We start from the raw sequence: 17,291 nt of genomic DNA, 5'->3' as shown, positions 1-17,291 counted from the left end.
TTTATGGAGAATGAAAAATTACCGATTAAATTTTTTGCTCCACGAGATATTGATGAATTACGGATTGAACCAGGTGGCAATTCTGAAGCGCCTAAGTGGGTTTTAAAGGGAGAGGAGTTGCAAAAAAAAGCTCAAATGTTATCTACTTCTCTGGATGGTATTGAAGATCTGATGAAAGATCATATAAGGAGACAGACGGTTATTCCGTTTGTATTTGTTGCAAAAACAAAAGATGATGCAACTGCAAAATCAAAACGTAAAGATATATCTGCTTTTTTTCAAGTCAAGCAAAATGATAGTTTGATAGGTCTTACATCAACTAGCCATTTACTTGTTCGTATGGATACTTTAGAAGAGATGCAGGAGGTGTCCTCAAGAATTCGGAATTATGAAAATTATGATTATGCAATTTCCTGTCTGGAGACTTTTGAACCATTTGAACCAGAAGTACGGATTATTGACGAAGAGTATAACTATAAAGTAAAATTATTGGATTATCAGAACTATGAGCAAAATGTTGTTATCAAACGTTTATTAGAGAGGACATTAGAAAATAAAAACGTTGAATTTCAGAAAACAGAATATTCGGAAGAATATCATGTATATAAGCTAAAGAATTTAACAAAAGCTAAATTGGATGAGTTAAAAGAGACCGAAGTTTATAATGCGCTATTTTCAATAGAGCCAATGCCTAAATATTGTGTTTCGTTGGATAGCCTAAGTCAAGAGAATGAAATCTCTATTCTGAAACCAAATCCCAATAAACAATATGTCACAATTGGAATTTTAGATAACGGAATTGAACCAATCCCTCATTTGAAGGATTGGTTGAAACCAGATAGATGGTCTGTTTATCCAGAGTCCAGTATCAATCCAACACATGGCACATTTGTAGCAGGAATTGCACTATATGGAGATGCGTGCGAAGATGAAGATTGGGTTGGCCATCATGGAATTCAGATATTTGATGCAACTGTATTTCCGGATACTACAAAAGAGGGATTGGATGAAGATGAATTAATAGAAAATATTAAAGAAGCTGTACGGTTATATCATGAAAATATAAAAATTTGGAATTTGTCGATTAGCATTACTCGACCGGTGGTTGATACAAAATTTTCCGATTTTGCTATTGCGTTAGATGCAATACAGGAAAATTATAATGTGTTGATTTGTAAATCGGCTGGGAATTGTGACAACTTTGTAAATAATAGACCTAAAGGTAGAATTCATGAGGGTGCGGATTCCGTTCGCTCACTTGTAGTGGGCTCTATTGCTCATAAAAAGGGGCCTTTTGATTATGCAGAGATTGGAGATCCATCGCCCTTTTCTCGTGTAGGTCCTGGGCCGGAATTTATTATTAAACCAGAGATTTCCCATTATGGTGGAAATGCGGGTATAAACAAAAGTGGGAAATTGGTGACAACAGGTGTTAAATCGTTTTCAAAAGATGGAGGACTTTCTGAATCTGTTGGGACAAGTTTTTCTACTCCAAGGATAGCAGCATTAGCGGGGGGACTGCAGCAAGAATTAAATGAAGAATTTGACCCGTTATTATTAAAAGCCCTTATTATTCATTCTGCCTCTTATCCTAAAGGAATGACTGTACCATCAATCGAAAGAACAAAGCAAGTAGGATTTGGTGTTCCGAAGAATGTAGCAGATATACTCTATAATCATCCATATGAAGCTACGCTTATTTTAAGGGATAGCTTGGCTAAAGGGGAAAAAATAGACATTATGGATTTTCCTATGCCGCAGTGCTTGATAAAGGATGGGTTTTATACAGGACAAATAATTGCTACTTTAGTTTACGATCCGGTGCTTGACCCATCGCAGGGGATTGAATATTGCCAGTCTAATTTAGATATTAAGTTTGGTTCTTATGATGAGAAATTTGCTCGAGATACTTCCCAGCGACACATTTTGAATCCAGTCGGACGTAAAGGTGCACAAAATTTATTCTTAGGTAATATGTTTAGTAAAAATAAGATGAAGAATAAGGCGGAGGATTTCGCTTTAAAAGAAAGATTGTTAATCCAATATGGTGACAAATATTATCCAGTAAAAAAATATGCTATTGATTTATCAGAATTAACAGAGAAGAAAAAAATAGATTTTCTGTCCGAGGATAAAAAATGGTTTTTGTATTTACAGGGGGTATATCGGGACCATATGGAAAAAATGGCTATACTTGAAGAATTTCAACTGAGTCAAGAATTTTGTTTAATTTTGACAATAAGAGATCCGTTAGCGAAGGAAAATGTTTATGATGAGGTAACACAAAAATTGGATGAATATAACTTTTGGCATAGTAATATTAAGGTTAGTACAGATATTAATATACCAGTATAGCGAGCGTGTGTCAAAAGGAGCGCTTCAATTCGTTGTGTTAAATGTAAATACATAAGAAGCTGACATAATGCTGGATTCAGTTATTTATGACAGCTTCTTTTCTATTCCCATTCTGAATATTTCGAAATGGGTTATCATTAAAGGAGAAAGGTGGTAGAATGACTTTTTTTGAAGAAGAGCTGAGGAAGCTCATGGAAAAGAGCTGCTATAATGATAAGGTGACTTTTTTTCCCTCGATGTGTTATGTAAAGGTAGGGAGCTATATTCGGATGCGCATGGAGTTTGAAGGGGATGGAGGATATCGTTATAATGGTATAAAAATGACGATGATCAATTATCGTGAAGCAGAGGTTGATAATTATACTTTGTGGTTTAAAGATGTATTAGGAGTTGAAAAAAATGATAATCCTTTGTTTAGAGATGGATTGGTACCACACATATGGAATGAAGGAAGTAAATGGGAATGGTACATTTACAAGCCGGAGCCAGAAGATTATCAGGAATTAGCTAAGGTGATAGACAGTTATGCAACATTGTTTCAAGAGCCGACCATGGGACAGGGATGGCAACTTCATCAATAGTGTGAGTGAATGAAAATACTTAGTAAAAATATTTTTAATGGATCACAATATATTTGTTTTGATGCTGAATTGCCACTGGAGAAATCCGGTGGCAGTTAAAGCAAGTATAGAGAAAGTTACATAGGTATGGTAAATGCTTTGCTCTACTGTTAAGAATAAAGTTTTTGATACTTGTGGTATCAAGAATTTTATTGTTGGCAGTAAGGGGCCAGCAAAGGACATATCTAAAAAAGCGCTTCCGGAAAAAACGGGAGTCGCCAGTTCTAGAAAATCATGTTATAATTTTGTGGAGGATCATCACATCAATCGGTCTGCAAATAGAAAGGTTGATTCGTTAGTTGGAGTGGATTATGGCGTTTACGCCAAGGCCCTTTTGCGCCTTTTGGAAATCAGAATCACACACTCCAGACATACAGAGGTCTGTGTCGAATTGTGTCGAAAATAGGAGTATATGAATCGATAAAGGACGGGAGAAACAGCTATGAAAATAATAAAGAGTTGTATTCAATGCAAAGCATGTGGCGAGGAGATTGAATCAAAATCCGAGCATGATTTCGTTCGTGACCTGTTCTTGTGGGAGATGTAGTGTTGATGGAGGAGTGGAGTATCTCTGGCGAACTGCGGAAACAAGGGATGCTTTTGTAGAAATGTCGCAGTTTGAAAAAGATTAGTTTTTTGCCGGTTGCGTTAAAACGGTGCCAGATGCTTCAGAGCAGAAACAGGAAGCGCAGAAACCGGAAAATAAAATATGGGAACTCAAAAGCAGAACTATGTATTGCAGAAAGTCCTATTGGACGGTGGTATTGGTTCAGCTTTTTATAGGGAAACAGCAGCTACCGGATCAAGCGGGTGCTGGAAGCGGACGGCGTCAAGACTGTCACCGGACACACGGTATGGAGCGCCACGGTCATCGACAAAATGCTCTCCAATGAAAAGTACATCGGTGACGCCCTTTTACAGAAAACCTATACCGTGGACTTTCTAAATAAAAAGCGGGTGCAGAACAACGGCATTGTCCCGCAGTATTATGTGGAGAACAGCCACGAGCCGATCATTCCCCGCGACCTCTATATGCAGGTGCAGGAGGAGATGGTGCAGAGGGCGAACCTCCATAGCGGAGAGAAACGCAAGAAACGGGTTTACAGCAGCAAGTATGCTTTATCCAGCATTGTCTACTGTCCGAAATGCGGAGAAATCTACCGCAGGATCGCCTGGAACAATCGGGGCAAATCCTCCATCGTCTGGCGGTGCTGCACCCGCCTGGAGCATGGACCGAAGGGGTGTGATGCACCTACGATTCAGGAATCCGACCTGCAGGCGGCGGTGGTAGAAGCCATCAACCTTGCCCTTGGAAACCGGGATAGCATAATCTCCACTCTACAGAAGAATGTGGAAACGGTCATCCGGCAGGAGGATGAAACCTCATCGGAGAGCATTGACGCCAAGCTGGTGGAGCTGCAAAAGGAACTCCTAAAGCTGGCAAATTCCAAAAAGGACTACAACGGCATTGCGGATGAGATTTACCGCTTGCGTGAACTGAAGCAGAATGCCCTAGTGGAGTGCGCCGAGCGTGAAGGCTTGAAACAGCGGATCAAGGAGATGCAGAACTTTCTGGCCAGCCAGCCCACAGAGGTCATGGGGTATGATGAACTGCTGGTGCGACGGTTGATTGAAAAGGTCACAGTCTACGAGGAACGGTTTGAGGAGGAATTCAAATCTGGTGCGAAGGTGGATGTGGAAAGATAAAGAATAGAATGAATGGAGTGCCTTGTGACTTTGGAATAGCTGCAAGGTGCTTTTTTAATGGGATGTAAATTATGGAATAGATGGATTGTGTTTATCAACCAGATGGTTTATAATAGTAATGTACTGATGGAGGTGGAAAATGACAACATCGGATATGATAAGAGAACTGTGTAAGAAAAAGAATATCAGTATTGCGGAGCTTTGCAGACGGATTGGACAGACTCCGCAGAATTTTAATAAGAAACTGCAACGCGAGACGGTTTCCTTTGAAGAGATGATGGAGATTGCGGAGGTTGTTGGTGTTGGATATGAGCAGGCTTTTATTCTTCCAGATGGTGATGAAATAAAGATGGGAAACAAATAGGCAGGAGGTACATATATCGCAATGGGAGAAATAACAAAACGGGAGGAAGGAACATTTCTGATGCTGTTTAACAGGAGCGGATATGTCCTGAATTTTTCAACTAATGATTTTGATGTATTTACGACAAACAGTATAGGAGAGGCATTATGTGAGAAGTTTGGTTTATCAAAGGGTAAGTCGCTTACTGCATACTTAAATAGTGCGTCTGATGAAGATAGGGTTAAGTTGCTTTCTGATTTGTTTCACTATTATGAAGACAATATGGAATATGAGTATAACGAGAATTATGAAGATGATGCCTATTGGAGGAGCAGCATTTCAAGGTATGATGAAAGATATGCAAAGATTTTCAAAAAATGCAAGGTCATTATAGATAGAGTAGAAGGGGTGTCCTCTGCTATTGCGAAGACAGCCGATAATTTAAAATGCAAGTTTTCGAGTGAATATATGTCTCAGCAAATAGAATTAATGGTTTCAATGCAGTTGACAAACCCTACAAATGCTATTGGACTGGCAAAGGAACTTATAGAGAGCTGCTGTAAAACAATTTTAGACGAATTGGGAATTGAATGGAGCAAGAATGATGATGTTCCCCAGCTTACCAACAAAACAATGGGGGCACTGAATTTATTGCCTGCAAATATACAAGAAACAGATCAAGGCGCAGATGCGATAAAAGCTGTTTTAGGGAATTTAAGAGCTATTCCGACAAAATTAGCTGAAATCAGGAATCCTTTTGGTAGCGGACATGGGAAAAGTGCGTCTTTTCAAGGATTAGAAGAACGACATGCTAAACTGGCAGTGGGAAGTAGTATTACATTTGTTGATTTTATTTGGAGTACATTTGAAAATCAGAAGAAAACAGGAACAAAGGTGATATAACTCAAACAGTTTCAGGGTGTCACTGTTTCTATTAAGAAAATGTTGAAAGATAGGAATGTAGTTACTGTAAGGAGTAGATTTATGGATGAAAAAATAAAAGAATTAAAAGAAAAACTTCAATATATTGGCACGAGAGATTTGTTGGGTATGATTGGGATTCATTTTATAACATTTGCAAACGGATCAGCAGACATTGCCGAGCAATCAGACATATTCAATAAAACGGATTTAACTTCTCCACAAAAGCAATACACTTATTTGGCGGGGTTACTTATGAGTACAGATGATAAAAGTAACGGTCATATTACGAGAGATGAAGAAAGTGGAATATACAATGAGTTAGAAAATGATGTTCAAGAGATCACTTTGGAATATGCGAAAACTTTTCTCAATATTGATCCGACATCGAATTTTGATGACATAAAAAGAAATTTGGTATCAATGGATGCCTTTACATCTTATTTTGATACAGGAATATTAAGATATGCAGAACAAACAATTAACCTGATTAAAACACTTTATAGTCCTTTTGATTCGGAATTAGATAATTTGACGGGGTTAAGAACTGAGGATTATATTTCATTCTATCAATTGGTATGCGATGAGTTTGAAAATGCAATGAGTTCATCCAAATATGCAATGAATAGCATAAAAGAGCTTTTAAATTCATTAAATCCATATGCAGTTGATGTTGAAAAAGAGTACGAACGTCTAATGGCATTTGCTCAAGGTTCGACAAGTGTAAGTATACAAAATGCAATGGATAGTTTGAATTCAATAAAGGCATCAAAAGTACAGGATATATTCGGAAAAGAAAAAGGAACGAAGTTATTAGATACTTTTGGACTATATAGAGAACCAAGAGATTTCTTGTATTACAATGGGAAAAATCCGTTTGCAGAGCGTCCCCTTTGCTGGATTGATGAAGGAGAAACATTATTTATTGTTCACCCACAGTTTCTATTAAATGCAATTTATAATTACATAACCGAAGTTTTAGAAAAACCGCAGAATAAATTTGCAGACAAGTATAAAAAAGTTAAAGCCGAAATTGTTGAAAACCAATTTCTCGGTTATTTAAAAAGTATTTTTGGAGATGAAGCAATATATCATACAAGTGTGTGTGAAGAACGAGGAACGAAAGAACATGATATTTTAATTGAGTTTAATAATTACATTTTGATAGCAGAGGTGAAAGCCTCAAAAGTTAGAGAACCATTTTTTAATCCCCAAAAAGCATACAAACGTATTACTGATCATTTTCATTCAGATAGCGGAATCGGGGGAGCTTATGCGCAGGCAATTACTCTGAAAAGATTAATTGAAGGACAGGAAGATATAGTTTTGTATGAGAATAAAAACAGTAAATTTCACATTCAAAATATTTCACAAAAGACGATATTGCCGCTTGTACTTACTTTGAATCAATTCGGAGGCTTGGCCGTAAACACATCTCTAATATTGGAAAAAGACTTAGATGAGCCTTACCCGTGGGTATGTAATTGGCATGATTTTGAAAATATAATAGAGATTTTGGAATATTTACATAAAGGAGCACAGGATTTTATAGACTATCTTGTTTGGCGAATCAAGAATCATGTCAATGTTTTATCTTCGGATGAGTTGGACGTTATAGAAGGATACTTTTTGGATTCTCACTTAAAAGAAAGTATAAAAAGTAGTGCGGCTTTTTTTCCACCTACTGGTCCAAGTCTTATTGATAAACTTTATTTTGAAAAGCATGGTATTCCATATGAGTATCCGGGGATTGGATATACAGGCATAAGGAAAAAGAAAAAGATAGGAAGAAATGATCCATGTCCTTGTGGTAGTGGGAAAAAATTTAAAAAATGCTGTCTTGGGAAAGGTGTTTATGATTAAAGGGATATGATATGTTTCCTATTACGACCGAGAGGTCAAAAACAGCGGTGGATTAAGCTGGACGAACCGACAAGCAAATGACGTACTTCCTATCCTCTCGTGCCATGTGGAGTCGGTGATAATGATGCGGAATTGTGGTTCAGATGAGAAAAATTGATAAAACTAATACGGGCGTTTATTGCTGTGTATCTGTCAACAATATTGACTTTAGCTGAGTTTCGGGATAGAATACAACATGTGTATTTATATGTTTGAAAACGTGGCTTTCATAAAAGATAGAGAGGTACAACATGGGATATTTACCAATTAGTTAGATGACAGAAAAATGGCTATTTCTGGAAGAATTCAATGATTATAATGGGAAGATAGAATTCCAAAGGCTGTGAAGATTGGATCATATAGGACTGTTCTGGAAGTGTCAAAAAAGCTAAGATGAGAGGATTAAGAACGGGAAATATATCAAGCAAAGTACTGTAAGTGCAAAGTAACTAAAGAGGAGAAAGAACTATGGCTATACAACCTCGATGGAATAAAATGGAGGCTGCAATTCTTCTTGAGGCTGTATTAAATGTTGAAAATGGATTAGAAAAACGGAAGGATGCAATAGTACGGGTCTCAGCTACGCTAAGAAAAATGGCTGAGACTCAGGGCTTTGAAATTGATGATAAGTATCGGAATGTTAATGGCATAACTTTTCAATTTCAAAGCATGGAGTATTCTGCACTGGGTCGCATAAGCCCTACAAACAAGACTGGTTCAAAACTATTTGATGAAATTGTGGGTATAAAAAATCAGTTCCCAAATGAATACAATGTATTGTTAAAACAGGCAAGAGATTTTTTGAAAACAGATAAGACTAAGCCTAAAGATGAAGTGAATAAAATGAATATTAGAGAAGGTTTCAAAGAGTGGCTTCTTAGCCATGGAAAAGATGAGCGTGCTACGGATTATATTACAAAAGAATTTGATGCCATATCAGATTATGCAAAGGATAAGAAAGTCTCTGTAGTAGATATGTGGGAAATATCCAATTCAAAGCAATATCAGAAGTATATGCATGCATTACAGGAGTATAAGTTTTTTCGTGTTTTACAAAAAGAAAAATATAATTTCTTTAAAAATAATTCAAAGATTTATTTGACTTTCCTTAAAGATTGCATCACACCTGTTAAAATGACTCCTCCAGCACAGCAAATCCCAGAGAGTGAATTTGCGGTGACGGATGTTGATAAAAAATTGTATTCCAGCTTTCCTAATGAGCTTAGAAATATTTATCGAATTTTGAAATTAGATTCTAGACATGCATACCTTACTATGAAGCAAATCACAAATCTTGCTAAATGCGAAGAGGCTGCTGCTAGAACCATTCTCTCTGATGCAACTTGGTCTGAGATGTTAGGCGATGGTTTTGTCCTTGGCAGTAATATTAAGTATCGCTCGAAGAAAACAATAGCGTTCAGCATTGACCAAGCATATGGACGGGATAATAAAGAAGATGAAATTCTAAAAAAGGATTTTCGTCGTGGCTTCAGATCTCATTCCATCATGGATAGAAAAAGGTTCATCAATGCTTATGCGGAACAGTATGGTGAAGTGCTGTCTGATGATGAGGCAGTGAAACGCATTTCTAAGGAGTCGTTTACTTTCGATGACCGTCTGTTTTTGCCTAAAGCAGTCGTTAATAAGCAAATTGCTGAGTCAATACGCGATTACGTTGAAAATTACTTTGCACAGCAAGAAATCCTGTTTTATGATGTTCTGTTCAATGTGTATAAAGAACAATTTAATTCTCTGGTTTACAGTCCTAAAATGCTTGCAGCTTTTATAGAATATACCTTTATAGGAACGCCCCTCTTCTTTAGAGAAAAGTATTTTTCATATAGCCAGAGCGCAAAGCCGGATATTTCAAGCGAAGTGATTGATTATTTAATCAGGATGGATAGGCCTTGCTCATATGATGAAATATATGCGGAATTGTCTCATCTTAAGAAGGAGGATATTTATTCTGTTCTTCATTACAATAACCCTGAAATTTTAGGCAATAGTAAGACAGAGTATTTTCATGTTGAGGTGGCCCACATTAGTAGCCGAGAAAGAAATATTCTCGAAGAATATTGTGACAGATTGTTGGGGGGCTGCAGATACATAACATGTAATGAGATCATCGAAAATCTTTTCCAAATTGATGCTATTTTGTATGAAAAATGTGATGGCAGATTTACGAAGCTGGGTTTAAGAAGAATCTTCACATATTATCTGAGAACAAGCTTTGATGTTATGACTGGTATTATCACTAGAAAAGGTGAACAGATGGCGCCTAAGGATGTGTTTGCCGATTTTGCAAAAAGACATCCAACATTTACAATTGATGATGTTCAGGAACTAGCTGAGTATACTGGAACAGTGCCGTATTGGGATTCTATTCATTCTAATGCCATTCGAATTAACAGCAAAGAGTTTGTTTCAGACGGAATGCTGGATTTCGATATAGATGCTATTGATGATGCTATTGCCTTTTATTGTGAGGATTATTTGCCTTTAGCTGGTATTACTGATTTCATGCGTTTCCCATCTTGTGGATATCCATGGAACATATTTCTTTTACAGGAATATGTCTATCGCTTTAGCAAAGCATTCAAGCTATTGTTCTTAGGGTTTGCTAAAGGAAATGCAAGTGGAGTAATAGTAAAGAAACAGTTGGAGTATTCCGATTTTGATTCTGTGGTTGTTGATGCGTTGTCCAACACAGATATTACAGTAAAACGGGATGCCATGAATTATCTTTGTGACCATGGGTTTATTACCGATAGGCGTTACAAGAAGGTGGAGGAATTATTAAAGAAGGCAGTGGTTCTCCGAAAGAAAAATAATGAAAAGTAAGGTATAAGTAATGTATTCATATGAATGGGATGTGGAAACTGGCGGATATAAACTGAATAATACGCCGCTTTCTTTTAGCAAGGAGCCTAGGCCGGTTTACTACAAAGAATTGGATATTCTTGGCTTTGATCAGTACTGGAAATATGACAAAAGTGATGTTTTTCCATATATGTGGGCTGAAGCAAATAATTATTATTATCGCGGGCGGCTGGTTGCAAAAACAAAAGGTGGCTCTTTATACAAGAGGCCAGAAATTATTTTGATAGATGATCCGGAACCAGATGGCGATTACCTGCGATTTGTAGATATTCCAGTTATGGTTGAAAAAAATCGCGAGATTATGGAAAGCCTTGCACAGGAGACAATAAAGAAAATCTACAATTATTTTATGGAATTTCGTAATAAGGTAGATGTTTTCTATGTTGCTTTTAGTGGAGGTAAGGACAGTGTTGTTACACTGGATTTGGTATCGAGAGCGTTGCCACATAATGATTTTAAAGTTTTATTTGGCGATACAGGGATGGAGTTCCCAGATACTTATGAAACAGCAAATAATATTGAGGAATGGTGTGGGGCACAAAACATTGATTTCTTGAGGGCAAAATCCGAATTTAATCCTGAATATACATGGAGCCAATTCGGCCCACCGGCTACGGTTATTCGATGGTGCTGTAGTGTTCATAAAACCTCCCCACAAATACTGATGCTTCGAAAAGTTACTGAGAAAGAGGACTTTACAGGAATGGCCTTTGTCGGGGTTAGAGGAAGTGAAAGTATTTCAAGGAGTGAATATGACTATGTCAGTCTGGGTGAAAAACACAAGGGACAATGGAGTTGCAATCCAATATTAGAATGGAATTCTGCAGAACTTTATTTATATATATTTACTAGGAAGCTAATCCTTAACGAGGCTTATAAAAAAGGAAACAGACGAGCAGGGTGCCTAGTGTGTCCAGGAGCATCAGAACGAAATGAGTATATGGCAAGAGCTTGTTATTGTGATGAGTTTGATGCACTAGTCTCAAAAATAGAAGACCATTATAGGCAGAATTTCCAGTCCGATGAACGCCTAAAAGAGTTTATTGAGAACGGCGGTTGGAAAGCAAGAAAAAACGGTAGGGATTTGCACTTTCTCCCTAAATACTCAGACCACATAGAGAAGAATAATATTATCATTCAGCTTAATAATCCCAATACGGATTGGAAGATATGGATGAAAACGGTTGGTGTTCTTCAAGAAGACAATGGTAGCTATAACATTATACATCGAGGCAAATGTTATTGTTTTGAAGTGATTGAAAGTGTTGATAGTGTTACGGTTTCAATTGCCAATGAAATAGCTAAAAGAGATCCGCTATTTATAAAATTTTTTAAAAATGTATTTAAAAAAGCAACTCAATGTATAGGATGCCATGAATGCGAAGCTGATTGTCATAATGGATGCTTGACCATGGAAAATGGGACAGTCCATATTAGTGATAAATGCAAACATTGTTCGGACTGCCATAAAGCTTTAAAAGGATGTTTAGTCTACAATTCAATTGAGATGCCAAAAGGAGAAACAGGAAATATGAAAGATATGAGTTTGAACAGTTACTCCCATTTTGCACCCAAAGTAGAGTGGTTTGAACAGTTCCTGAAATATGAAGACGAATTCGATGATAATCATTCTCTTGGATCGCAGATGTATAGCTTCTTTAAACGGTTTCTACGTGATAGCAATATGATTATTAACAATCATTTTTCGCCAGTCGCAAGGGTGGTAAAGAATCTTGGACTGAGTAATCTGTCGGCTTGGGGAATCATGCTTGCGAATGCTGTCTATTCACCACAGCTTAGGTGGTTCGTGCGAAATTTGGAGTTTTATACAGATTATCCAAAGGATTATACCATTGCCATGTTACAGGATGCTGGTGCCAAAGAAACATGGGCAAAAGACATATGGAGTTGCTTTAATAGATTTACGGCCCTTCATTTTGGAAATATAGGCATGGGGACTGGGAAAAGGGAGAAGAATAAGCTGGTTGCAGTGTATAGAACAGCATGGAACAATCCGGATCCAGTGGTGATTTTGTATTCTTTGTACAAGTTTGCCGAAATGTGTGGAGGATATTATAATTTTACACTTAGCCGTTTGCTTGATCATGACGTTGATAGCGATGGCATCAGCCCTACGCAGATTTTCGGCTTGAATCGGGATACAATGGTTAGGCTGTTGAATGGTCTGGCTGCTAATTACTCGGAATTCATTACAGTGTCATTTACTATTGACTTAGATAATATTTACCTAAAAAGCGAAAAATCATCAGAGGACGTTCTTGAATTATTTTAAGTGGGGGTGTGGACATGGCGACCAGTACCTATAGAAAGTACTTTAATATTAAGAAACAGTATTATCCTTGTGTTACGGATGAACTGATTAGAAAAGGCAATGTGGATTGGCGAGATTTTTATCCGCATCCTACATTTGTGAATTTGCTTGAGACAGCGGCTAATGTTATTGAAAGAAAGCAACCTTTGGGTATCTGGGTCGAGGGCGGATACGGAACAGGTAAGTCATATGCAGCATTGGCTCTCGATAGCCTTTTGAAGGCAGATAAAGAAGCAACGGAAGCGTATTTTGACAGATATAACCTTGATAAGACTCTTAAAAAGCGTTTCTGTGCTATTAAGGAGCGCAAGGATGATAGCGGTGAAATTAAGAAGATTGTAACTGTTCACTGCTACGGGACCTCATCGATAGATGGTGATGCTGATCTATGTTCAATTATGCAGCAGAGCATTCTCAAGGAATTAAAGAATGATGGCTGTGAGTATACTGGACAGGCGTCTTTAAAGGATGCTGCTTTAAATTGGCTTTCTATAAATCGTAATAAGATATATTTCAATTCAATCATTTCTGAGGACAGCCGATTTATTGGACAGACGGTCGATGACGTTATTGATGGATTAAATACCTATACCGGTGAAGCCTTGACCATGCTCATGGGAAAGATTGCCAAGGTTGGCAAGGAGAATGGCATTGATCCGATGAAACTCGATGTCAAAATTTTTATCAAATGGCTGAAAGATATTATTAAAGGAAATAATCTGCAGAGCTTGTTCTTTATTTGGGATGAGTTTACAAAGTATTTCGAGAATCATATCCATGATCTGACGGGATTTCAGGAAATTATGGAGGTAACTGAGACAAATAATTTCTGTCTCCTTGTTGTGACGCATACTGGTGTTAGTGAAGATGTCGTGGCCAAAGAAGGTGGAAGTGATAAAAAACTGATTAATCGCTTTGTAAAGCCTACATCGGTTATTGATCTCCCTGATAATATTGCGTTCAAGCTGATTGGGCATGCACTTCAAAAAAATGATGATGAGCAGATTGCGGAAGAATGGAAAGAGATTTGCGAAACCCAGTTTTTTGATACAGCTAACAGTAGAAAACTTGTCATGGATAAGCTTAATCGGCTGACAGATGAGGATATTGCTGATGAGGATATGATGAATATCCTGCCCATTCATCCATACGCTGCACTTATCTTGAAATATATTGCATCGTCTTTTCAGGAGAACACCAGAAGCATGTTTGAATATATTAAAAATGATGCCGGTGTGAAATTGAAAGATTTCCAGTGGTACATAGATACTTATGGACCTTATACTGGTAATCCGTTTGTGACAATAGATATGCTTTGGGAATATTTTTATCAAGATGAAGGCCGTTATCTGCGTCAAGAGATTAGAAATATTCTTAGTTCTATCAGTAAATCGAAGAGCTATAAGCTGGATGATGATCAGACCAAAATTTTGAAAACCGTTCTTCTTATGCAGGCTATTTCCTATATGAATGGTGATGCGGTAGAGTGTTTCTTTGCAACAGATAAGAATTTGAATCTGGCATTTGAAGGAACTCCCATCGGTAATAGCGCGTCCAGTATTGCAGAAACGCTTTGCAAAATGGATATTCTTTTTCCAAAAACGATTCAGGGGAAAACAGTTTACATTGTGCAGTTGATTGCTACTTCCACGGTTAGTCGGGAAGATGTTGAAGCAAAATGGTCAACGGCAAAATTGATTGAAGATCCTAAGTTTAGTGATCCATTATCATGGCCGGGGGCATTGAAACTTCGCTATAACTTTATGTCTGCAACATTGGACACTATACCCGGTTGCATCACGAAGTTTAAAAAGCAGGCTTATCGAAAGTGCAGCTTTAATTGTCTATGCGTATATTCGAAGAATGACGAAGAAAGCAGAGCAATAGTAGCCGAAATCGACAAATGCTTGAAAGAACCCAAAAATGAGGAACTGAATTTGATCATTGTCGATACAGGTGCGACTCCTTTTGGCAACGACAAGTGGAACACCTTCATTGATTATATGGTTCAGAGCGAATCATTCGATAAGAACGATAATACTCAGAGTCAGAACTATTCGCAGAAAGCTTCTGAAGTTATAGCAGATTGGAAGCAGACGATGCAGGATAGTGGCGCTTTTTATATCTGCCGACTGGCAGCTAACGGTACTGTTAAGCGTGAACGAAGAAGCAATCTTGATGATTTGTATTCCGGCTTGTATACCATCATCAGAGATATTTATCCGCAAGCGCCAGAGGTGAATTATGATCTAATAGATGGTGTTTATATTATTAGCGCATTGAAGCAGGGCGTAAAGTCCGCGGTAAATGGAAAGACCGAAGGCCCTTATAATGCACCTCAACAGAAGAAAAAACTTGAGAAGGCATTAGAGGGCGCATGGGGAATGCCTGCAGAATACCGCTATTGGGAAGAAAAGACGCATTTACATATTTCCCAGATTAAGACATGTGTAGAGAAGATTATGGCTGAAGAATTTGATAAGAGTGATAGAGTGGCTATTTCTACAATCTACAACAAATTGACCGAAGCGCCATTCGGTTTCATGCCGTGTAATCTGACAGCGTTTCTTCTGGGATTTGTTTTAAAGGATTATGTTGGAGATAAGTACGGATATGATGATGGTATAGCAGGTGGAGAGATGAATCTGGCAAACCTGCAGGCGATGGTCGAATGGGTAATTAAGTATGCTGCTGGTCAGGATACAAAATATCGTGAGAAGTACATTGTCACAATGACGGAGGAAATCCGTAAGTTTAATGAATTGACTTGCGCTGCCTTTGGAATTAGCCCTGAACAGTGCACAAATATTCCTAATACCAGAAATTATATCCGCAACCGAATGAAGGAGCTGACGTTCCCTATTTGGTGTGTGGAATACTGCCTTAGTGATGTTACATTAGCTTCCAGCGAATCAGTTGTAGCTGATGTGATTCAGCTTTATTCTGGTTTAGCAAACAATGGTAATATGGGAAAAACGGAATCGGATATAGCTAAAGAAATCGGTACTCTTTACAAGAATAACCTGACTCTGATTCAAGATTTACCGTATCTTTTTACAAAGGATATGTGTCGGGCTGGCATGACTAATTATTTGGCTGAATACAATGATGGCGAACTTGTTCAGTTGGCAGGGCAAATTGAGGATGACGGCCAGTTCCTTAATGAAGTAAAGAAAAAATTTGATGCAGATTCAGCTAACTGGGTATGGATTAAAGAAACTGCTGACACGAAGATTTCTGAAGTTATAGTGGAATATTCTATCATAGCAGAGAGCAACCGGCTTATTGGAAAGGCAAAAACACTTAGAGAGGCATTGGATGGTTGGAAGTCTAAATGCGGAAATATCAGAGTGTCATATGAAGCCTCTAAAAATTATCTTGGAGATGTTGAACCGCTTGCCAAGGCTTTGTACGACTTGAAGCAGCAAGGATCCCTTCTTGATTCACAGAAAGCATCATTCCTAAAAGTGCTACAGGACAAGGGCGACCTTTTTGATGAGTATTATAAAGGACAGTTTAATCTTTTTGTTAAGGTCTGTAGCTTTTATGTGAATGAGTTTGACACAGAAGAGCAGAACAATTTATTCATAAAACTGCCTACCGGAGACATATTCACCAAAGAAAAAGCACAATATTTTCAGATAATTGAAAAGTCGGTGAAAGACTTTAAAAGCACGTTAGGAAAAATCAAACTTAAAAATTTGTGGAGGGCTAGAACCGGAACCGAATCACCAGAAGAGTGGTCTAAGATCAATTTAACACCTATCATATGCATGGTCGACGCACAGGACTATGATGCGGCTTGTCAGGCGTTTTTGACGCTTTCGCGTGTGCATCCGGAAGATAGCGAAACCGAAAAAGCTATTAGCTTCCTTGAATCTGCAACATTTTATGAAGCTTTGGAGGATTCGAAAAAAATTGATGATGCCTTCAACAGGAAAATCCTTAAAGAGTATGCGGTTTTACTTAAAGCCGATGAAGTTAGGAAGTATTTGAAAGAACGTGCAACAGCACAGCCTCATGATTGGTATTCAAATCCGATGGTTGAAAAGCTTATAAAGGAATATGCTTCTGCCAGATACGATACTGAGGGCAGTGTTATTGCGACCAATATTGTTGATGCAATGGATGATATTAACATGTTAAAGGAATATTTGAAAAAACTTATTCAGGATGACATATCGGTTGGCCTTAGTATTATCAAAGATGCGGACCGAAAGTAACGAAAGGT

General features: G+C 37.8%; 8 protein-coding genes and 2 pseudogenes. All 10 read left to right on the top strand.

Annotation, left to right across the window (positions count from 1 at the left end; all coding sequences use genetic code 11):
- Positions 1-3 precede the first annotated feature (3 nt).
- The 10 genes and pseudogenes from C0033_RS05650 (at position 4) to C0033_RS05605 (ending at position 17,283) form a co-directional block, all read left to right on the top strand.
- Complete coding sequence (locus C0033_RS05650; RefSeq protein ID WP_103226899.1) at positions 4-2,355, top strand: S8 family peptidase; 2,352 nt, start codon at positions 4-6, stop codon at positions 2,353-2,355.
- 158 nt (positions 2,356-2,513) lie between these two features.
- Positions 2,514-2,936, top strand: coding sequence for a hypothetical protein (locus tag C0033_RS05645; protein ID WP_103226898.1), 423 nt, complete (start codon positions 2,514-2,516; stop codon positions 2,934-2,936).
- Between the two features lie 834 nt (positions 2,937-3,770).
- Positions 3,771-4,022 (top strand): annotated as a pseudogene (locus C0033_RS27760) (recombinase family protein); the annotation flags it as partial.
- Entirely contained in the window at positions 4,008-4,682 is a 675-nt protein-coding gene (locus C0033_RS05635) for a zinc ribbon domain-containing protein (RefSeq protein WP_347501046.1), read from the top strand. The pseudogene C0033_RS27760 and the gene C0033_RS05635, both read left to right, overlap by 15 nt.
- A 139-nt stretch (positions 4,683-4,821) precedes the next feature.
- Positions 4,822-5,046, top strand: a complete 225-nt coding sequence (locus C0033_RS05630; RefSeq protein WP_103226897.1) for a helix-turn-helix transcriptional regulator — start codon at positions 4,822-4,824, stop codon at positions 5,044-5,046.
- Between the two features lie 21 nt (positions 5,047-5,067).
- Positions 5,068-5,928 (top strand): abortive infection family protein, encoded by an 861-nt coding sequence (locus tag C0033_RS05625; protein WP_103226896.1) that lies wholly within the window; start codon positions 5,068-5,070, stop codon positions 5,926-5,928.
- A 1,791-nt stretch (positions 5,929-7,719) separates the two neighbouring features.
- Positions 7,720-7,809: pseudogene (locus C0033_RS05620) on the top strand (SEC-C metal-binding domain-containing protein); the annotation flags it as partial.
- 507 nt (positions 7,810-8,316) lie between these two features.
- Entirely contained in the window at positions 8,317-10,689 is a 2,373-nt protein-coding gene (locus C0033_RS05615; RefSeq protein ID WP_103226895.1) for a hypothetical protein, read from the top strand.
- 10 nt (positions 10,690-10,699) lie between these two features.
- Entirely contained in the window at positions 10,700-13,021 is a 2,322-nt protein-coding gene (locus C0033_RS05610; protein ID WP_103226894.1) for a phosphoadenosine phosphosulfate reductase family protein, read from the top strand.
- A gap of 14 nt (positions 13,022-13,035) precedes the next feature.
- Positions 13,036-17,283 (top strand): hypothetical protein, encoded by a 4,248-nt coding sequence (locus tag C0033_RS05605; protein ID WP_103226893.1) that lies wholly within the window; start codon positions 13,036-13,038, stop codon positions 17,281-17,283.
- Positions 17,284-17,291 lie beyond the last annotated feature (8 nt).

Origin of the sequence: Clostridium sp. chh4-2 (assembly GCF_002899675.1) — a bacterium.
Lineage (GTDB): Bacteria > Bacillota > Clostridia > Lachnospirales > Lachnospiraceae > CHH4-2.
This window is presented reverse-complemented; position numbering and strand designations above follow the sequence as displayed.